The following is a 16,594-nucleotide window of genomic DNA, read 5'->3' on the forward strand; positions in this document are numbered from 1 at the left end:
AAGGAATTGACGGGGGCCCGCACAAGCAGCGGAGCACTTCGCCGCCGTCCCCAGGGGCCGATGAGGTGGCGCACGCAGTGCGCATCTCAGGGGCGCGGGGAACTGCGCGACCAGCCCCCACCGGGGCCGCAGCCGACCGGCAGGGCGCACGAAGTGCGCTTTTAGGGGCGCGGGGAACTGCGCGATCAACCCCCACCCCGCCGCAGAGAAACAACAGCACACGCAACCCGCCCCTTCCGGGGCGCGGGGAACTGCGCGACCAGGCCCCGCCGCGCCGCGAGCGGGGGCGACCCGGAGGCGCGGGGGGTCAGGGCGCCGCAGGGTTACTTCTCGGTGCCGGGCACCTCGTGGCCGCCCACCCGCGTAGGCGCAGCCGCCCGCTCCAGCTCATGCCGGAGATCGTCCAGCTCGTTGCCCCCGGCCATCTGCCGGGTCAGCTCGTCGAGCGAGATCTCGTCCCGCGTATGGCTGCCCGCCATCGCCCCGCGCTTGAGCAGCACGAACCGGTCCCCCACCAGATACGCGTGGTGCGGGTTGTGCGTGATGAGGACAACCCCGAGCCCCGCGTCCCGCGCCGCGGCCACGTACTTGAGGACGACCCCGGACTGCTTGACCCCGAGCGCCGCGGTCGGCTCGTCGAGGACGAGCACCTTCGCGCCGAAGTAGACGGCGCGGGCGATGGCGACACACTGGCGCTCGCCGCCGGAGAGCGTGCCGACGGGCTGGTCGACGTCGCGCAGGTCGATCCCCATGCGCAGGAGTTCCTCGCGGGTCGTGCGCCGCATGAGGTCGACGTCCAGCCGCTTGAACGGACCCGCCCCCTTCGTCGGTTCGGAGCCGAGGAAGAAGTTGCGCCACACCGGCATCAGCGGGACGACGGCGAGGTTCTGGTGGACGGTGGCGATGCCCAGGTCCAGTGCCTCGCGCGGATTGGCCAGCTTCGTCTCGTGGCCCTCGATCGACAGCGAGCCCGCGTCGTGCCGGTGCAGCCCCGCGATGATCTTGATGAGGGTGGACTTGCCGGCGCCGTTGTCGCCGAGGACGCAGGTGATCTCCCCCGCGTTCACCAGCAGGGAGACGTCCTCGAGGGCGCGGATGTTGCCGTAGTACTTGCTGACGCCGTCGAGTTCGACCAGCGGCGCCGCCGCTTCGTGCTCCGTACTCACTTGATCGCCTCCGCGCGCTTGCGGACCCAGTGGTTGAGCAGGGTCGCGAGGAGCAGCATCGCTCCCAGGAAGAACTTGAACCAGTCCGAGTTCCACTCGGCGAACACGATGCCCTTGCTGGTCATGCCGAAGATCAGCGCGCCGATGGCCGCGCCGGCCGCGGAACCGTAGCCGCCGGTGATCAGGCAGCCGCCGATGACGGCCGCGACGATGTAGATCAGCTCGTTGCCGACGCCTTCGCCGGACTGCACGACGTCGTACGAGAAGAGCAGGTGCTGGCCGGAGATCCAGGCGCCGAAGGCGACGCCCATGTACAGGCCGATCTTGGTCTTGTTGACCGGGACACCGACCGCGCGGGCCGCGTCCAGGTCGCCGCCGACCGCGAAGATCCAGTTGCCGGCGCGGGTGCGCAGCAGGATCCAGGTGGCGACCAGGATCAGGGCGAGCCACCAGAGAATCGTGATCTTGAAGTCGACGCCGCCGAGGGTGAAGGTGGAGGCGAAGACGGACTTGGCGGAGGAGAAGCCCTCCATGTCGGAGATCGACTTCGTCGAGACGGTGCCGCTGATCAGCTTGGTGAAGCCGAGGTTCATGCCGGTCAGCATCAGGAAGGTGCCCAGCGTGATGATGAAGCTGGGCAGTCTGGTGCGGGTCAGCATGACCCCGTTGAAGACACCGATGGCGAGGGTGACCAGCAGGGAGACGAGGACGCCGACCCAGGTGTTCGCCGTCATCTGGTAGCTGAACATCGACGAGATCAGCGCCGAGGACGTCACGAGGACACCGGCCGACAGGTCGAACTCGCCGCCGATCATCAGCAGCGCGACCGGGACGGCCATGATGCCGAGAGTCGACGCCGCGTACAGGACGGTGGCGAGGCTGGTGGCCCGCAGGAAGCTGTCCGCGAAGATCGCGAAGAAGACGAAGACGGCGACGGCGCCGACCACCGAGCCGAGCTCGGGGCGGCCGAGCAGCTTCTTCCAGGGCGAGGTCCGCAGCACTCTCTCGTCGACGCCGGGCTCCGGGGTCGTGGTCGTCATCGTGTCCCCCGCTTCGCGTATTCCTCCAGCTTGGCGGCCTCGTCCTTGGTGACGATCTGCGGGCCGGTGAGGACCGGCTTGCCGCCGCCGAGCACGTTGGCGTTGTACCGGTAGAGCCAGAGCAGGTCGACGGCCTGGTAGCCCTGGAGGTAGGGCTGCTGGTCGACGGCGAAGCCGAGCGAGCCGTCCTTCAGCCCCTGGGCGACCTTCTCGTTCAGGTCGAACGTGTCGATCTCCGCCTTGCTCCCGGCGTCCTGCGCGGACTTCACGGCGGTCGCCGCGAAGGGGGCGCCGAGGGTGACGACCGCGTCGACCGAGGAGTCCGACTGGAGCTTGGCCTCGATGGAGGACTGCACGTCGGGCATGTTGGTGCCCTCGACGTACAGGTTCGTCATCGTGCCCTTGAAGGTCTTCTTGGCGCCCGCGCAGCGCTGCTCGTGGCCCACGTTGCCCTGCTCGTGCAGGATGCACAGGGCCTTCTTCTTGCCGCGCTTGTTCAGCTCGTCGCCGACGGCCTCGCCCGCGATCGTCTCGTCCTGCCCGATGTGCGTGAGGGCGCCGAACTTCTTGGACTCCGCGGAGCCCGAGTTCACCGTGATGACCGGGATGCCGGCCTTCTCGGCGCGGGCCACGGCCGCCTTCATCGCGGCCGGCTTGGCGAGGGTGACGATGATGCCGTCGACCTTCTTGTCGATCGCGGCGTCGACGAGCTGCGCCTGCTGGTTGGCCTCGTCGTTGTGCGAGTACAGGAAGTTGATGTTGTCCTTGAGGGCGGCCTGCTTGGCACCGCTCTGGACGATGTCCCAGAAGGTGTCGCCGTCACCCGAGTGGGTGATCATCGCGAAGGTCCAGCGCGGGGTGTCCACCGCGGCCCTGCCCTGGGCGGTCCGCGCCTTCCTGGCGTCCTCCGCCCGCTTGCCGCCGGTGCTGCTGCATCCCGCCAGCGTGAGGCCGAGCGCCCCCGCAACGGCGATGCTCACCCAGGTCCGAAACCGTGCCACGAGGCCGTGCCCTTCTTGGTCTGCTGCGTCGTACACCGGGCCCGGCGCAGGGCCGGTCCCGGTGGACCGTCCACCGGTCCTTGGAGACCTTTTCCCGGTCCCAAACGCACAAGTATGGGTCACGGGGATCATCCAACGGTTCACCGGGTGCCGCGCGCGGTGTACTTCTCCAGTTGAGGCACGTCCTTGCCGGTGACGAGCGCCGGTCCGGTGAGGACCGGTCTCCCGCCGCCCAGCACGTTGCCGTTGGTCCGGTACAGCCACAGCTCGTCGACGGCCAGGTAGCCCTGGAGGTAGGGCTGCTGGTCGACGGCGAAGGCGACCTCCTTCGCCTTGAGGCGCCGCACGACCTCGGCGTTCAGGTCGAAGGTGGCGATCTCCGCCTTGCTGCCCGCGTCGTCCTTCGCCTTCACCGCGAGCGCCGCGACGGGTGCGCCGAGCGCCACGATCGCGTCGACGGCCGTGTCGGCCTGGAGCTTCGCCTCGATGGAGGACTGGGAGCCGGGCGCGTTGGTGCCGTCGACGTTCAGGTTCTCGACGGTGCCCTTGAAGGTCTTCTTGACGCCCGCGCAGCGCTGCTCGAGGGAGACGTTGCCCTGCTCGTGGATGACACAGAGCACCTTTTTGCGACCCTCCTGCGCCAGCCTGGTGCCGACCGCCTCGCCGGCCACGGCCTCCTCCTGGCCGATGTGGCCGAGCGCGCCGAACCGCTGCGAGAACTCCGAGCCCGAGTTGACCGAGACCACCGGGATGCCCGCGGCCTTCGCCTTGCCGAGCACCGCCCGCATCGCCTCCGGCTTGGCGAGCGTGACGATGATCCCGTCGACCTTCTTGTCGATCGCGGCCTGGACCAGTTCGGCCTGCCCCTTGGCTTCTTTGTCGTTCGAGTAGAGGAAGGCGACGTTGTCCTTGGCGGCGGCCTGCTTGGCGCCGCTGCGCACGATGTCCCAGAACGTGTCGCCGTCACCGGAGTGCGTCACCATCGCGATCTTGAGGCGGGGCGTACTGACTCCCGTGCCGCTCCGGGCGCCACCGTCGGCCTTGTCCTCGGAGTCCTTGCCGCCCGATCCGCTGCAACCGGCGGCGAGGGCGACCACCGCGACGAGCGCCGCGGCCGTGCGAGCTGTCCGCGGTGTCGTACCGGGCTTCGTGCGGGGCGTGCGCATGGTGGAGCCACCTCTCCTCCGGCCGCGAGGTGCGGCTGGGGGAGTTTGTAGCGGGGTCCCACGGCAGCGTCAATGACTTTGTCAGAACATTCGGACCGCGGCCCCGGGGCCGCCCTCAGGGACGGACGAGGAGCTGGAACTCGAAGGAGTAGCGCGAGGCGCGGTAGGTGTGCGCGCCGAACTCGACCGCGCGGCCCTTGTCGTCGAAGGTCGTGCGCTCCATCGTCAGCAGCGGCGCCCCGGCCGGTTCGTCGAGCCGCTCGCCCTCGGCTGCGGTGGCGGCGCGCGCGCCGACGGACTGGCGGGCGCTGTGCAGGGTGATCCCGGCGGCCCGCATCAGCCGGTACAGGCCGGTGGCCTCCAGCCGGGCGTCCGCCAGCGGGAGCAGGCCGGCCGGCAGGTGGTTGCAGAGGTAGGCGACCGGCTCGCCGTGGGTGAGCCGCAGCCGCTCCAGGCGGATCACCTGTTCGCCCTCGCCGACCGCGAGCGCGGCGGCGACCTCGGCGGAGGCGGGCACCGGCGCGTGGGCCAGGACCCGGGTCTCGGGGCGCTGGCCCGCGGCCTCCAGGTCGTCGTAGAGGCTGGACAGCTCCAGGGGGCGCTTGACCTGGCTGTGGACGACCTGGGTGCCGACGCCGCGGCGCCGCACCAGCAGGCCCTTGTCGACGAGGGACTGGATGGCCTGGCGCACGGTGGGCCGGGACAGACCGAGCCGGCCGGCCAGCTCGATCTCGTTGCCGAGCAGGCTGCCGGGGGTCAGGGCGCCGCGCTCGATCGCCGACTCCAGCTGCTGGGAGAGCTGGAAGTAGAGCGGGACCGGGCTGCTGCGGTCCACGCCGAGTTCGAGCTGTGCGGTCGGGTCGGCTACGGATTTGGCCACGGGCCGAGCGTAGCGGCGGGGGGTGTTGACGGGAAGTCCTGTAGTCCGATTGTCCGGACATAAGGACGGAACGATCAAGGGTCTCTTTGTCAGGACAAAGGATTGACAGTATGTGGGTGGGGCGGCACGTTGGGTCCATGCGCATCGGACTCATCGGAACGGGCCGGATCGGAACCTTTCACGCGGGTGTGCTGGAGCGGTACCGGGAGGTGGGCTCGCTCGTCGTCACCGACGCCGAGCCCGCGCGGGCGCTGGCGCTCGCCGACCGGATCGGGGCGACCGCGGCGCCCGGCGTGGACGAACTCTTCGCCTGGGGCGTGGACGCCCTGGTGATCACGGCGGCCACCGCCGCCCACGCCGAGCTGATCGGCCGGGCCGCGCGGGCCGGGCTGCCGGTCTTCTGCGAGAAGCCGATCGCCGCTGACCTGCCCGGCACGCTGGCCGCGCTGCGCGAGGTCGAGGCGGCGGGCACCATCCTGCAACTCGGCTTCCAGCGGCGGTTCGACGCCGGGTACATGGCCGCGCGCGAGCGGGTGCGGTCGGGAAGCCTCGGGCGACTGCACACCGTCCGGGCGATGACCTCCGACCCGGCGCCGCCGCCCGCCGCCTATCTCCCGCTCTCCGGCGGCCTGTACCGGGACTGCCTCGTCCACGACTTCGACATCCTGCGGTGGGTGACCGGAAGGGAGATCGTCGAGGTGTACGCGGCCGGGTCCGACGCGGGGCCCGCGATGTTCCGGGAGGCGGGGGACGTGGATACGGCCGCGGTCGTCCTGACCCTGGACGACGGGACGCTGGCCACGGCTACGGCTACGCGGTGCAACGGCGCCGGGTACGACGTGCGGATGGAGCTTTCCGGGGAGCGGGACACCGTCGTCGTGGGCCTCGACGACCGGACGCCGATCGCTTCCACGGAGCCGGAGGGGCCGCCTGCCGCGGCCAAACCGTGGGGCGGGTTCCTGGAGCGGTTCGGCGGGGCGTACGAGGCCGAGTTGAAGGCGTTTGTGGATGTGGTGCGGGGGGAGCGGGGCAATCCCTGTGACGGGTTCGAGGCGTTGGCCGCGTTGCGGGTGGCTGAGGCTTGTGAGGTGTCCCGGGCCGAGCGGAGGGTTGTGCGGGTGGCGGAGGTACCCGGGGTTTGATCTGTGCGGCCTCTTTTTTCGCGCGCCGTAGGGGTGCGTGGTCGATGTGCGGGCGCGTTGTGGCTGGGCGTGCGGTTCCCCGCCCCTGGCGGGCGCTTCACCACCGGACCGGGAGCGTGCGGGTGCCTCTCATCAGGAGGCCGGGGAGCCAGGTGTCGGGGGGCGCGGCCAGGGTGAGGTCCGGACAGCGGGTCAGGAGGGTGCGGATCGCGGTGCGGCCCTCGATGCGGGCCAGCGGGGCGCCCAGGCAGAAGTGGATGCCGTGGCCGAAGGCGGTGTGGCCCCGCGCGTCGCGGGTGATGTCGAACCGGTCCGGCTCGGCGAAGCGAGCCGGGTCCCGGTCGGCCGAGCCGATGCCGATCAGGACGGGCGCCCCCGTCGGGATGGTCCGGCCGTCGATCTCGACCGGCTCCGCGGCGAAGCGGTGCGTCGCGGTCTCCACCGGCCCGTCGTAGCGGAGCATCTCCTCCACCGCTCCGTCGAGCAGGCTCATGTCCGCACGCAGGGCGGCGAGCTGCCCGGGGTGGGAGAGGAGCGCCCGTACGCCGTTGCCGATGAGGTTGACCGTCGTCTCGTGGCCCGCGATCAGCAACAGGAACGCCATGGCGCGCAGCTCGTCCGCGGAGAGCCGGTCACCGTCCTCCGCGGTGGTCCTGATCAGCGCGCTCAGCAGATCGTCGGCGGGCTCCGCGGCCCGCTTCTCCTCGATGAGCGCATCGAGGAACGCGGCCAGTTCGGGGTAGACGTCCGCCTCCTCGTCGCTGCTCGTCGGCGCGACCACCTGCGTCGACATGCGGCGGAAGCGGTCCCGGTCGATGTCGGGGACGCCCAGCAGCTCGCAGATGACGACGAGCGGGAGGGGGAAGGCGAGGGCGGCGATCAGGTCGGCGGAGCCGCGGGGCACCATGTCGTCGAGCAGCTCGTCCGTGATCTTCTGGATGCGCGGGGCGAGCCCGGCGACCCGGCGCGGGGTGAACTCGCGGGTGACAAGGGAGCGCAGCCGGCCGTGCTCGGGCGGGTCCGCGAAGAGCAGGTGGCGTCCGATGAGCGCGTCGTCGAAGCCCCAGGGCGGGGACTTGACCAGGCGCGGGTCGGTGAACGCGGCCCGCGCCGCCTCGTGCCCGACGATCAGCCACAGCTCCTCGCGGGGGCCGGGGCCCGGCGTGCGCACGTGGTGCAGGGCGCCGCGCCTGCGCAGCGCGTCGTAGACGGGGTACGGGTCGGCGTAGAACCCCGCGCCGTCCGTGAACGCGTCGAGGTCGACGGTCTCGCCCAGGTCTGCCATGCTCGCGTGCCTCCCGCTCTCGCCCCCGCCGCCGGCCGGCGCCCCGTCCTCACCCTCTCCAACTCCCGCCGGTCACCGTCCGTTCCCGCTCCGCCCCGCCCGTCTCCAGGAGGCGGGCGAGCGGCAGTGTGGCCGCGCCGACGGTCACGGCGTCGGCGCCGAGGCGGCCCAGTTCGACGGTGGTCTGCGCGAAGGGGTGGCGCAGGGCGTACGCGGCGGCCGCGCGGCGCACCGGTTCGATGAGCCGGGGTCCGAGGAGCAGCCCGGCCCAGCCGGCCAGGACGATCCGCTCCGGGTTGAAGAGGTTGACCAGGTCGGCGATGCCCGCGCCGAGGAACTCGGCCGTCTCGTCGAGGAGTTGGCCGGTGTCGGGCGCGGCGAGGAGTTCGGCGAGGGCGCCCTCCTCGTCCCGTGCGGTCCAGCTGCCGCCCGTCTCCCGCCACCGCTCCAGGAGCGCCTCCGCGCCGACGTAGGCCTCCAGGCAGCCGCGCGACCCGCACCGGCAGAGCCGCCCGCCGACCTGGAGGACGGTGTGGCCCCACTCCCCCGCGCTGCTGGAGGAGCCCTGGTAGGGCACGCCGTCGGCGATGACACAGGCGCCGACGCCGGAGCCGATGAGGGTGATGACCGCGTTGCGGGCGCCGCGGCCGGCGCCGAACCACATCTCGGCGCGGCCGAGGGTCTTGGCGCCGTTGTCGACGAACAGCGGCACCTGGGGCGGGAGTTCGCCGGGCGCGCGCAGCATCGCCTCCAGGGGAACGGCCTCCCAGCCGATGGTCTGGCCGTGTACGACGGCGCCGGACGCTCCGGAGGCGTCGACGATGCCGGGGACCCCGATGCCGACGCCGATGAGCGGGGCGGGCGGCACGTCGGTGCCGGCCAGGACCTGGGTGAGGCCGCCCGCGATGAGCCGGACGACCTCGTGCGCGTCGTAGCCGCCGTCCGGGGCCGGGTCGGGCAACGGGGCGTCCACGCGCGCGAGTTCGCTCAGGCCCAGGTCGAACAGTTCCACACGGACCCGGGTCTCGCCGACGTCGACCCCGACGAGGTGGCCACTGCCGGGCGCGACGCGCAGCAGGGTGCGCGGGCGTCCCCCGTCGGAGTCGACGGAGCCCGCTTCCTCGACGAGCCCGTCGGTGACGAGTTCCGCGACGACGTTGCTGACGGAGCCGGAGCTGAGGCCGGTGAGGGGGCCCAGCTCCTGTCTGCTGAGCGGCCCGTCGAAGTAGAGCTTGCCGAGTACGGTGGCCCGGTTGTTGCGGCGCAGATCGCGCACCGTCCGCCGGCGTGGCCCTGCCATCGTCTGCTCCACCCCTTCGCCCCGTCCTCAGATCACGGTCTGGAACTTATCGTGCCGCTCAGCGGGCCGGTGGCCGTTGGCGGCGGCCGTCAGCCGTCGAGCAGGCCCGCGTCGTGGACGAGGAGCGCGATCTGTACGCGGTTGTTGAGGCCGAGCTTGGTCATGATGCGCGAGACGTGCGCCTTGACGGTGGCGACGCTCAGGAAGAGGCTCGCGGCGATCTCCGCGTTCGAGCTGCCGCGGCCGATCCCCACGGCGACCTCGCGCTCGCGCTCCGCCAGGCCGGCGAGGCGGCTGCGGGCGCTCGCCGTGCGGACGTCGCGTTCGGAGGCGGCGGCGTGCGTGATGAGCTGGCGGGTCACGGCGGGTGAGAGCACGGGGTCGCCGGCGACGACGCTGCGCACGGCGGCGAGGAGTTCGGCGGGGGTGGCGTCCTTGAGCACGAACCCGGCGGCGCCCGCGCGCAGCGCCCGTAGTACTTGCTCGTCGGCGTGGAAGGTGGTGAGGACGACCACCTCGGGGGCGTCCGGCCGCTCCCGCAGCCGCTCGGTGGCGGTGAGCCCGTCCATGTGCGGCATGCGGATGTCCATGAGGACGACGTCGGGCCGGGTCTGCGCGGCCGCCGCGAGGGCCTGTTCGCCGTCGGCCGCCTCGCCGACGATCGCGATGTCCTCGGCGCCGCCCAGCATCAGGGTCAGGCCGGAGCGGACCAGCGGGTCGTCGTCGACGAGCAGCAGACGGATCACGTTCATGGGGTCACCGTAGCCAAGGCGGGGGCGGCGCCGTGCGGGCCGGTCAGCCGGCCCAGGGCAGCCAGGCCCGGACGGTGAACCCGCCGTCAGGCCGGGGTCCGTGGTCGAGGCGGCCGCCGGCGAGGGTCGCCCGTTCGGTCAGGCCGATCAGGCCCTGCCCGGAGCCGGGGACGTGCGGCACCGTGCCCGGCGGCGGCGGGTTGCCGACCGTGACGGTGAGTCCGTCGCCGGGGCCGCCCCGGACCGTGACCGTCACGGCGGCGCCGGGGGCGTGCTTGCGGGCGTTGGTCAGTCCCTCCTGTGCGATGCGGTAGGCGGTGCGGCCGGTGGAGGCGGGGACGGCCGCGGGGTCGGGCACGTCCTGGTCGAGGCCGACCTTCATCCCGGCCGCGCGGCACTCGGCGACCAGCGCGGCCAGGGCGGCCAGGGTGGGCTGGGGCCGGCCGGACTCCTCGCCGTGGTCGGCGGCGCGCAGCACGCCGATGATCTCGCGCAGGTCCTGCAGTGCCTCGTGGGCGCTCTCGCGGATGACGCCGGCGGCGCGGGCGATCTCCGGCCGCGGCGCGTCGGGCCGGAACTCCAGGGCGCCCGCGTGCACGCTCAGGAGGGTCAGCCGGTGGGCGAGGACGTCGTGCATCTCGCGGGCGATGGCCTCGCGGGCCAGGCGCTGGGCCTGCTCGGCGCGGAGGGCCGCCTCGGTCTCGGCGCGGTGGGCGCGGTCGCGCAGTGACGCCAGGAGCTGGCGCCGGGAGCGGACGAACATGCCCCAGCCGACGCAGGTGGCCGCGATGACCACGGCAAGGGCGACCGTGAGCAGGTACGGGGTGTTCGGGTCGGGGCGCAGCGCCACGTACAGCGGGATCAGCGCGATGGAGACGCCGGCGACCCAGCCGACATAGCGGAACGGGCGGTGCACGGCCAGCGTGAAGACGGAGATCGCCACGGCGCCGCCGGCGCTGTCGGAGACGACGCCGACCGGCACCATCGCCAGGGCGAAGCCGAGCGGCCAGCGGCGGCGCAGCCAGACCGCCGCGCAGGCGAGGACGCCGACGAGCTGGTCGACGACGGCGAGGTCGGGAGAGACGCCGGGGTTCTGGTCGAGCTGGTCGGCGGCGATCATGCCGATGCCGACCGCGACCAGGAAGCAGAGGAAGTCGACGGTCCAGTCCCGCAGGGTGCGCCTGCGCCGGCCGGGGTGGCCGTCCGGATCCAGGTCGAACTCGTCCGCCGCGGGCGCGAGCAGCCCGCGGCGCCACCACGGTGGCGGTGCGACCGCCCGCCCGGGTGTCCCGGTCTGCTCCGATGGCTCCATGGTCGACAAATCTACGCAGTACGAGGGGCCCGTACCGCTCCGGCCGGACGGAAAGCGACCAAAGTCGGGCGAGGAACAGACTTCGGTCGCGGGGCGGCCCGCCGGGCGTCGACTCCTGGCGGACGCGGCTCACCTGGCGGCCGATGTGCGTGGGGGGTCCGCGGGGCGAGAGTTTCGGGCATGGACAAGAAGCGGTGGGTGCGGCTCCTGGAGTGCGTCGGCGCGCTCGTCCTGTTTCAGGGGGTGATGGGCCTGGTCCACGCGTTCACGGCGTGGCGGTCCGGGGGCCGGCTCGGCCGGGGCCTGGTCCGGCACGTCGGCTTCCTCGACGGCCGCGAGGTCTACGGCGGCGCGGCCCTGATCGTGCTCGCGCTCGCGCTGTTCGCGGCCGCCGGGAGCTGGGAGAGACGGTGAGGAGGCGGTTCAGCAGCCGTGGTCGACGAGGTCGAAGGACGCGTAGTGGTCGGCGGTGTAGTAGTCCTCCTGGGTCGCCTTCCCGGTGATGATGCGGCGGGCGCCGCGGTCGGAGGAGCCCGGGGTGATGACCGTGTACTCGTGGTAGTAGCCGCTGGATTGCGACGGCAGGACGCCCTCGCGGTTCTGGAAGACGGTGCCGTCCTGGTCGTACGGGTACGGGCCGCCCCGCGCGATGAGGTCCAGGGTGTCGTGCGCCTGGGAGGGCAGTGCGGAGTAGCAGATGTCGCCGACCGAGGCGGCCGAAGCGGCGGAGAGGGCCGTTGCGGCGGCGACGGGGGCCGGCGCGGCCTGGGCGGCGACCGTGGCGGGGCCGCCGACGAACAGGGCGGCGGCGAGGGCGGCGACGCTGATGAAGCGTGGGGGAATCTTCATGCCCTCAGTGGACGCGCGTAGACGGGAACACGTCAACCTCAACTACCGCTTGTTTTCCATTGGTTCACATGTCGTCTCCCACGCCCGCAGGTCGGTGTCCGAAGGGCGCCAGCTTCCGTGCGCGCACACCGATGTACTCGGAGCCACAACAACCGATGACCTCAGGAGAGTTCATGAAGAGCAAGGTGGCGCTGGTGACCGGTGGCAGCCGGGGCCTGGGTGCGGCGACCGCGGTGCGGCTCGCGGAGGACGGCTTCGACGTCGCGATCACGTACGTGCAGGGCAAGGAGGCCGCCGAGGAGGTGGTGCGGCGGGTCGAGGCGGCCGGGCGGCGCGGGTTCGCGGTGTGCGCGGACACGGCCGACGCGCGGGAGTCGGCCGGTGCGGTGGCCCTGACGGTGGAGCGGCTCGGGCGCCTCGACGTCCTGGTCAACAACGCCGGCGTCGGGGTCCTGGGTCCGCTGGAGAGCCTGTCCCTCGCGGACGTGGACCGGGTCCTCGCGGTCAACGTCCGCGGGGTCTTCCTCGCCGCGCAGGCCGCGGCCGCGGTGCTGGGCGAGGGCGGGCGCATCGTCACGATCGGCTCGTGCATGACCAAGCACGTGCCCGGCCCCGGCGGCACGCTCTACGCGATGAGCAAGTCGGCCCTGATCGGCCTGACGAAGGCGCTGGCCCGGGAGCTGGGTCCGCGCGGCATCACGGCGAACATCGTCCACCCCGGGCCGGTCGACACCGACATGAACCCGGCCGACGGCCCGTACGCGGCGGGGCAGGCGCAGGTCACGGCGCTCGGCCGGTTCGGCACGGCGGACGAGGTGGCCCGGACGGTGGCGTGCCTGGCGGGTCCCGCCGCCACGTACGTCACGGGCGCGGAGCTGGCGGTGGACGGGGGGCACGCCGCGTGAGGACACGCACGGAGCAATGAGATGCGGGGCCGCACCGGTGCTGTCAAGCCAGTGCGGCCCCGCGGGCCTCAGTAGGTGTTACGCGCCCAACTCCGCGCGCCGGGCGGCGAGTTGCGACGCGCCCTGCTCGGTGAGGGAGCCGAACAGGCGCAGCCGCGAGATGCCGCCGTCCGGGAAGATGTCGATGCGCGCGTGCGTGCCGACCGCCGGGGTGTCGAGCACGAAGCGGTGGTTGGTGTCGGGCTGGAGGCGGGTGCGGGGCAGCACCTCGACCCACTCGCCTTCGGCACCGTCCTTGACCGAGACGGAGGCCCAGCCGGCCGAGTTGCCCTTCAGGTACGCCGTGTCGATCTCCAGGGCGCGGATCTGCGCCTGGGCGACGAGCTGGTAGCGGATCCAGTCGTTGCCGGTGTCGCGGCGGCGCCGGGTCTCCCAGCCGTCGTCCATCTTGCGGGAGTAGCCCGGCTGGATGGTGTTGGAGGCGGGCGAGTAGAAGAGGTTCGAGGCGTCCTCGGCGTGGCCGCCGTTGGCGAGGGCGACCACGTCGAACGTGCCGAGGGTGGCGAGCCACTCCGGGTCCGGGACGACCTCGCCGTGCACGCGCAGGCGGGCGATGCCGCCGTCGGGGTGCTGGTTGACGCGCAGGTGCGTGAAGCGCTGCTCGACGTCGACCGCGAAGCCGTTGGCCGCGTGGCCGCCGACCGCCGTGCGCGGCACGAGGGTCGTCCACTTCACGTCGGGGGCGAGCAGTTCCTCGGGCGTCGGGGCGCCGGCCACGGAGGTGGCCTCGACCGAGACGGCCTGCGGGTAGTTGCCGCGGAAGTGGGCGGTGTCGACGACGATGCCGCGGATCACGCCGGGGGCGCCGAGCCGGACCAGCGCCCAGTCGTGGTCCTCGGCGGTGGGCCAGGGGTGCTCGGGGCCGGTGCCGCGGCGGCGGCGGGTCTCCCAGCCGTCCATGATCTTGCCCTTGTGACCGAAGTGCTCCGGGTCGAACTCGGCGCGCTCGGCGACGAGCAGGTTCTCGCGCTGGGCGAAGAACTCGTCGTTCGCGGCGATCACACCGGCGCCGAGCGTGCGCGCGGCGAGGTCGGCGTACCGGGTGAAGGGGAAGTCCGCGGTGCGGTAGTCGGCGTACGGGTCGCCGCCGCCGTACGGGCTGGCGTCACCGGTGAAGCGGGGTATTTCGGAGGATGCGGCCACGGTCTTACTTGGTCCTTTCGAGCAGCTTGCCCTGCGGGGCGGTGAACTCGCCGTCGGCGACGATGCGTTCGCCGCGCAGCCAGGTCGACTTGACGACGCCGTGCAGCGTCTTGCCCGCGTACGCGGTGACGCGGTTGCGGTGCTGGAGCGCGGCCGGGTCGACGGTGAAGGTCTCGTCGGGGGCGAGCACCGCGAAGTCGGCGTCGCGGCCGACGGCGATGGCGCCCTTGCGGTCGTCCAGGCCGACCAGCTCGGAGGTGCGCGCCGACATCCAGCGGACCACGTCCTCCAGGGTGTACCCGCGCATCCGGGCCGCGGTCCAGATGGCGGAGAGGCTGAGCTGGAGGCCGGAGATGCCGCCCCAGGCGGTGGCGAAGTCGTCGGTCTTCAGGTCGGCGGTGGAGGGCGAATGGTCGGTGACGACGCAGTCGATGGTGCCGTCGGCGAGCGCCTGCCAGAGCAGGTCCTGGTTGGCGGCCTCGCGGATCGGCGGGCAGCACTTGAACTCGCTCGCGCCGTCCGGGACCTCCTCGGCGGTGAGCGTGAGGTAGTGGGGGCACGTCTCGACGGTGAGCTTGACGCCCTCGGCCTTGGCGGCGGCGATCAGCGGCAGCGCGTCGGAGGAGGACAGGTGCAGGATGTGGACGCGGGCGCCGATCCGCTTGGCGGTGTCGATGAGCCCCTTGATCGCGGTGTCCTCGGAGATCCGGGGCCGGGTCGCCAGGTAGTCGTCGTACTTGGGGCCGCTGGTGTGCGGGGCGGCGTCCAGCTCGTGCGGGTCCTCGGCGTGCACGATGAGCAGGCCGCCGAAGCCGGCGATCTCGGCCATCGAGGCGGTGAGCCGCTCGCTGTCGAGGTGCGGGAACTCGTCGACGCCGGACGGCGACAGGAAGCACTTGAAGCCGAAGACGCCGGCGTCGTGCAGCGGGCGCAGGTCCTTGACGTTGTCGGGCAGGGCGCCGCCCCAGAAGCCGACGTCGATGTGGGCCTTGGCCGCGGCGACCTCCTGCTTGGTGCGGAGGTGGTCGACGCTGGTGGTGGGCGGCAGCGAGTTGAGCGGCATGTCGACCAGGGTCGTGATGCCGCCCGCCGCGGCGGCGCGGGTGGCGGTCCAGAACCCCTCCCACTCGGTGCGGCCCGGGTCGTTCACGTGGACGTGCGTGTCCACGAGGCCGGGCAGCAGCGCGTGGTCGCCGAAGTCCTCGAGACGGGCGCCCGCCGGGACCTCCGCGTCGTGGCCGAGCACCGCGACGATCTTTCCGCCGGCGACGGCGACCGTCGCGGGCCGCGTACCGTCGGGGGTGATGACACGGGTCGAGCGCAGCACCAGTTCGACTTCGGCCTCCGACACCCTGGACCTCCTCGTAATTCAACGTTCTGTTGAAGGTTCTGTTGCAGGAGTTTTCACTCCTCGGTCGCGGTCCGTCAAGGGTCGGCGGCTCGCACCGGGCGTCCGGAGCAGGCTCTAGACGTTTCCACAAAGTGAAATTATGATTCCGGTAGGCAGAATGTAGCTACCGACGAACTTCAGGGTCAAGGGATCACCGGCCGGGGTGGCGCCGGTAGGCTGCACCCCCGCCAGCTTGTCCTCGAAAGGAACGCGCCGTGCCGACGTCCGACGCCAGCACCACTGATGCCGCCAAGACCGCGCCCAGCGGTGGTGTCCAGTCCCTCGAGCGCGCCTTCGACCTCCTGGAGCGGATGGCGGACGCCGGCGGGGAGGTCGGCCTCAGCGAGCTCTCCGCGAGCAGCGGCCTGCCCCTGCCCACCATCCACCGCCTGATGCGCACGCTGGTCGCCTGCGGCTACGTACGCCAGCAGCCCAACCGCCGCTACGCCCTCGGCCCCCGCCTGATCCGGCTCGGCGAGTCCGCGGCCCGGCTGCTCGGCACCTGGGCCCGGCCGTATCTCGCCCGGCTCGTCGAGGAGACCGGCGAGACGGCGAACATGGCGCTGCTCGACGGGGACGAGATCGTGTACGTCGCCCAGGTGCCGTCCAAGCACTCGATGCGGATGTTCACCGAGGTCGGGCGCCGGGTGCTGCCGCACTCCACGGGCGTGGGCAAGGCGCTGCTCGCGGACGCGCCGGCCGGTGAGGTGCGGGCGCTGCTCGCGCGCACGGGGATGCCTGCGGCGACCGAGAAGACGATCACCACGGCGGACGGGTTCCTCGACGCGCTCGAAGAGGTACGGCGGCTGGGGTACGCCGTCGACGACAACGAGCAGGAGATCGGGGTCCGGTGTCTGGCCGTGCCGGTGCCGAACTCTCCGACGGCCGCGGCCATCTCCATCTCCGGCCCCGCGGGGCGCGTCACGGAGGCGGCCACGGACAAGATCGTCCCCGTCCTCCAACAGGTCGCCCAGGAACTCAGCGAGGTCCTGGCCAGCTCAGGCACAACGTCTTAACTCCGACGGGCCCGACGGGCCCGGGGCCACTCTTCGACTGACGGCCCGGCGGGGGCTGGTCGCGCAGTTCCCCGCGCCCCTGAGATGCGCACTGCGTGCGGCATCTCCCCGGGGAAGGCTGCGCGCAGCGCATGCCTTCAGGGGCGCCGCGGCGTGTGCCCGCGGACGGCCGGTGACGGCGGCGCGC

The 16,594-nt window shown here is 72.3% G+C and carries 16 protein-coding genes; 4 read left to right on the forward strand and 12 right to left on the reverse strand.

Going from position 1 to position 16,594, the window contains the following annotated elements; translation table 11 throughout:
* Positions 1–323 precede the first annotated feature (323 nt).
* The 5 genes from ABZY33_RS34110 to ABZY33_RS34130 form a co-directional block, all read right to left on the reverse strand.
* A complete protein-coding gene (locus ABZY33_RS34110; protein WP_356495612.1) occupies positions 324–1,196 on the reverse strand; it encodes an ATP-binding cassette domain-containing protein in 873 nt (290 codons plus the stop codon).
* Positions 1,163–2,206, reverse strand: coding sequence for an ABC transporter permease (locus ABZY33_RS34115; protein WP_356495597.1), 1,044 nt, complete (start codon positions 2,204–2,206; stop codon positions 1,163–1,165). Before ABZY33_RS34115 ends, ABZY33_RS34110 begins: the two co-directional genes overlap by 34 nt.
* Positions 2,203–3,207, reverse strand: a complete 1,005-nt coding sequence (locus ABZY33_RS34120; protein ID WP_356495598.1) for a sugar ABC transporter substrate-binding protein — start codon at positions 3,205–3,207, stop codon at positions 2,203–2,205. Before ABZY33_RS34120 ends, ABZY33_RS34115 begins: the two co-directional genes overlap by 4 nt.
* Before the next feature lie 140 nt (positions 3,208–3,347).
* On the reverse strand, positions 3,348–4,373 hold the full coding sequence (locus ABZY33_RS34125; protein ID WP_356495599.1) for a sugar ABC transporter substrate-binding protein: 1,026 nt from the start codon (positions 4,371–4,373) through the stop codon (positions 3,348–3,350).
* 115 nt (positions 4,374–4,488) lie between these two features.
* Positions 4,489–5,253 (reverse strand): GntR family transcriptional regulator, encoded by a 765-nt coding sequence (locus ABZY33_RS34130; RefSeq protein ID WP_356495600.1) that lies wholly within the window; start codon positions 5,251–5,253, stop codon positions 4,489–4,491.
* Between the two features lie 137 nt (positions 5,254–5,390).
* On the opposite strand from ABZY33_RS34130, the gene ABZY33_RS34135 reads away from it, so the two are divergent.
* On the forward strand, positions 5,391–6,395 hold the full coding sequence (locus ABZY33_RS34135; RefSeq protein WP_356495601.1) for a Gfo/Idh/MocA family oxidoreductase: 1,005 nt from the start codon (positions 5,391–5,393) through the stop codon (positions 6,393–6,395).
* 97 nt (positions 6,396–6,492) lie between these two features.
* Here the strand turns inward: ABZY33_RS34135 and ABZY33_RS34140 are convergent, their stop codons facing one another.
* The 4 genes from ABZY33_RS34140 to ABZY33_RS34155 all read right to left on the reverse strand — a co-directional run bounded on the left by ABZY33_RS34140 (position 6,493) and on the right by ABZY33_RS34155 (position 11,044).
* Positions 6,493–7,680 (reverse strand): cytochrome P450, encoded by a 1,188-nt coding sequence (locus tag ABZY33_RS34140; protein ID WP_356495602.1) that lies wholly within the window; start codon positions 7,678–7,680, stop codon positions 6,493–6,495.
* A gap of 49 nt (positions 7,681–7,729) precedes the next feature.
* Positions 7,730–8,980: an ROK family transcriptional regulator gene (locus ABZY33_RS34145; RefSeq protein WP_356495603.1), complete on the reverse strand. Its 1,251-nt coding sequence runs from the start codon at positions 8,978–8,980 to the stop codon at positions 7,730–7,732.
* Positions 8,981–9,069: 89 nt separating this feature from the next.
* A complete protein-coding gene (locus tag ABZY33_RS34150) occupies positions 9,070–9,732 on the reverse strand; it encodes a response regulator transcription factor (RefSeq protein ID WP_356495604.1) in 663 nt (220 codons plus the stop codon).
* 43 nt (positions 9,733–9,775) lie between these two features.
* Complete coding sequence (locus ABZY33_RS34155; RefSeq protein ID WP_356495605.1) at positions 9,776–11,044, reverse strand: histidine kinase; 1,269 nt, start codon at positions 11,042–11,044, stop codon at positions 9,776–9,778.
* Positions 11,045–11,224: 180 nt separating this feature from the next.
* Between ABZY33_RS34155 and ABZY33_RS34160 the strand changes: the two genes are divergently transcribed.
* The gene (locus ABZY33_RS34160; protein WP_356495606.1) at positions 11,225–11,458 is read left to right on the forward strand and encodes a hypothetical protein; all 234 of its coding nucleotides are present in this window, start codon (positions 11,225–11,227) and stop codon (positions 11,456–11,458) included.
* Positions 11,459–11,467: 9 nt separating this feature from the next.
* Here ABZY33_RS34160 and ABZY33_RS34165 read toward each other — a convergent pair whose 3' ends face one another.
* Positions 11,468–11,893: a ribonuclease gene (locus ABZY33_RS34165; protein WP_356495607.1), complete on the reverse strand. Its 426-nt coding sequence runs from the start codon at positions 11,891–11,893 to the stop codon at positions 11,468–11,470.
* Between the two features lie 173 nt (positions 11,894–12,066).
* Between ABZY33_RS34165 and ABZY33_RS34170 the strand changes: the two genes are divergently transcribed.
* On the forward strand, positions 12,067–12,798 hold the full coding sequence (locus tag ABZY33_RS34170; RefSeq protein WP_356495608.1) for an SDR family oxidoreductase: 732 nt from the start codon (positions 12,067–12,069) through the stop codon (positions 12,796–12,798).
* A 78-nt stretch (positions 12,799–12,876) separates the two neighbouring features.
* Here ABZY33_RS34170 and alc read toward each other — a convergent pair whose 3' ends face one another.
* Complete coding sequence (alc, locus tag ABZY33_RS34175) at positions 12,877–14,001, reverse strand: allantoicase (protein WP_356495609.1); 1,125 nt, start codon at positions 13,999–14,001, stop codon at positions 12,877–12,879.
* A gap of 4 nt (positions 14,002–14,005) precedes the next feature.
* Positions 14,006–15,352 carry an allantoinase AllB gene (allB, locus tag ABZY33_RS34180; protein ID WP_356495610.1) on the reverse strand — a complete coding sequence of 449 codons (1,347 nt, stop codon included), beginning with the start codon at positions 15,350–15,352 and terminating at the stop codon, positions 14,006–14,008.
* Positions 15,353–15,606: 254 nt separating this feature from the next.
* Here allB and ABZY33_RS34185 point away from each other — a divergent pair, with 254 nt between their 5' ends.
* Positions 15,607–16,407: an IclR family transcriptional regulator gene (locus ABZY33_RS34185; RefSeq protein WP_356495611.1), complete on the forward strand. Its 801-nt coding sequence runs from the start codon at positions 15,607–15,609 to the stop codon at positions 16,405–16,407.
* Positions 16,408–16,594: the final 187 nt, after the last annotated feature.

This window comes from Streptomyces sp. NPDC006552, assembly GCF_040611655.1.
Classification (GTDB): domain Bacteria; phylum Actinomycetota; class Actinomycetes; order Streptomycetales; family Streptomycetaceae; genus Streptomyces.